Here is a 2,640-nt window from a genome sequence, read left to right as displayed (position 1 = left end):
GGACGGCGACTTGGTCCAAACGAAATATTTTTCATGCTGGCTCGTGATAGACGAGCCTTTTTCTATGCCGGGCACGAAAAACATTTCTTGTTAATTAGGAGAATATGTGAAAGTCCCTTCATTCGAATGAACAAGCGCGTAGTCACTGACACTACGACCACTACCTCTTGTGTTTAAGTATCGTCCGCTTTTTCCAGTACCCATCAGCTCGCCCTCCTTTTCCTAGAGGAAGTCCAGTCTGGATAATTTACGAATCGCGTACGATCATATAACCCCTGAAAAACGCTCTTTGGCATAGCACCGTATACAAGAACCACTTCCGGCTGAAGCTCATCCAGCATGGAAATCAGGCCTTCACGTAAGTGAAATCGTTCTTCCTTACTCTGGCATGCTCCGTAAGTACCTATACTATAGATACTGTGCTTAGGTAATCCGAGAAAAGCAAACTTCTCAGGTAGAACGCAAGTTGTATAACTGCGCTCATCTCCCCACCTGACATTTGGAATCACATAATTGCCGAGATTTTGATAATAATGACCGATTGCACGGCTTCTATATACATTTGCCATCTGTACAAGAAGTGGCGAGTCTATATACAAAGAGCAATCCAATGTAACCATTCCGGCAAATGTTTGAATTTCAGATGCATACTTCTCTGGGTTTCGCAGAATATCAGAAAAGCAGACATCATATTCATAAAAAGCTAAAAACGCTTGGTGGTTCGCACTTTGGTTTCTCTTAGAAAAGGGAATGATTGCTTCGGGAATAATGATGTTCCGCGGTTTTTCAAGACACGGCATCTCCAGTATTCCATCAAAAATAGCGGTTTCAACAAACTCTGAGTTGAACCCATCATCAATTAATATTCGATTTTTTGACATATCTGACCTTTCTGGCTGACTTATTCAGCCAAATTGTTGTTACACATTGCCTCAGCATTTTTGTGCATTGTGCAAATTGACGATACGGATCAGATATGCTATTTTATAGTTCACCAAATCTTAGCTATGCAATAGCATATCTGAGGATATGAACGCATTGAGTCGCTGCGCCAACAGCTTCTCAGTGCGTTTTGTTTTTTGCATTCAATAAACACCACCTCCTTTTCTAACGTGACATGCCCTCATGTTCCTCTGGCAAGATCTATCAATTCCTGAAAATAATATGTTTTTCCACGTTTTCGATCATCACCAAGCAACACACCTTTTCTTTCCAAAGCATTTAGGTATCGAACTGCTTGTCCATGAGAAACTGACAGTTGATCCTCTAAAATAACTGCATTTATTACCGGATGCGTAAAAAGGCATTCGATAATCTCATCGAATTTGGGGCTGTTAACACATTCCTTAACTATGTTTTTTGTCTTCACATATAATGCATTTAATGCATCGATATACCCAATATGTTTCATTGTTTGAACAGACACTTTATGCAGAAAATACTTAATCCATTCATTTAGGGAGCTTGTTCGAGAGTCTGTTAGCATTCGGTAGTAAACAGACTTATCCATATTGATTGCTTCACTAATGTAAAAGAATGGAAAATTGATTACTTTCGCCTTAAATAAGTAAAGGCTTATCAGAACGCGACCTATACGACCATTCCCATCTGAAAATGGATGAATTGATTCAAATTGTGAATGAATCATTGCCGCCTTAATCAAGGAATTCAGTCCGTCTGTTTCATTGTTCATAAAGGAAAGGAGTTCATCCATGTATTTTTTCGTTTCCGATGCTGATGGTGGAGTATAAACTACTACTCCGATAGTGTTTTTGATCTGATTGTCCTTTTGCTTATATTTCCCCAGAGTTTTTTCAAGGCCAGGTGTAATAATGCCTTTCATCATGTACTCATGGATTTTTTTTATAAATGAATGCGTAAATTTCCCAGTGCGCAGGTATTCTGCCCCGTAAATCAACGTTTTTACATGGTTCTCCACCTCAATACGTATTTTTTCATCTTTGGATTGAGGATTAATTTCACTTTTTAGTACGTCTGTAATGGTAGTTTGTGTTCCTTCGATATACATGGAAGAAACTGCTTCTTTCTTCTGAAGCATCGGGATAAGAATGCTGTTAAATTGATAGGAATCAATCTTAGCTTCAAGGATACCAAGATTTTTAGAAGCGACTGCTAATTCATTTATAAAATAACCAACATCAAAATCATTTTTCCGTTCTTCAATAAACTCTAGCATTGAATTATCCCCCTTTCTTACATGTTTTTTAATTGGAACCATTATATCACCACTTTAACACGAGTCAATAAATAACGTGCATATTTTTTGAAAACATGCACGTTATTTGCAAAAGAAAATGGCAAGAATATTGTATATGCTCATACCTGTCATTTCCAACCATATCATATCTAATTTCTGTAATAATCACGTTTTTGTTCGTCGATCAAACACGTAAAACTGAGGCTCAAGCAGCTGGCTATTGCCGGATCAGAACCGCAATTGAATAGATATTCATGATATAAATTACTGCTACACGGATCGTATGGGCCTAAAAAAGCTCCTTCGTTGCTATGAAGACCTCGTGAGTCAGGACCACCGGCTTAGCCGGTGGCCTGCTCAGTCCCTATAAGGGACTATTCCCCGCTTGCGCCCGGAAGGCGCACTGAAAGGTCTGCCAGCTG

At 39.1% G+C, this 2,640-nt stretch carries 2 protein-coding genes; both read right to left on the bottom strand.

Annotated elements, in window-relative coordinates; genetic code table 11:
• Positions 1–203 precede the first annotated feature (203 nt).
• On the bottom strand, positions 204–881 hold the full coding sequence (locus QZU83_RS10595) for a DUF4417 domain-containing protein (RefSeq protein ID WP_295611950.1): 678 nt from the start codon (positions 879–881) through the stop codon (positions 204–206).
• 242 nt (positions 882–1,123) lie between these two features.
• Positions 1,124–2,239: a Fic family protein gene (locus QZU83_RS10590; RefSeq protein ID WP_295611949.1), complete on the bottom strand. Its 1,116-nt coding sequence runs from the start codon at positions 2,237–2,239 to the stop codon at positions 1,124–1,126.
• Positions 2,240–2,640 lie beyond the last annotated feature (401 nt).

The sequence above is a fragment of the uncultured Methanobrevibacter sp. genome (assembly GCF_902771435.1).
In the GTDB taxonomy this organism is placed as follows: domain Archaea; phylum Methanobacteriota; class Methanobacteria; order Methanobacteriales; family Methanobacteriaceae; genus Methanocatella.
The sequence above is the reverse complement of the archived record's forward strand: the minus strand, read 5'-3'. Positions and strand labels throughout refer to the sequence as shown.

What these genes read in the sequence shown, in the direction of transcription:
- QZU83_RS10595 (WP_295611950.1), bottom strand. Translation starts at nt 881, where the DNA reads ATGTCAAAAAATCGAATATTAATTGATGATGGGTTCAACTCAGAGTTT.
- QZU83_RS10590 (WP_295611949.1), bottom strand. Translation starts at nt 2,239, where the DNA reads ATGGTTCCAATTAAAAAACATGTAAGAAAGGGGGATAATTCAATGCTA.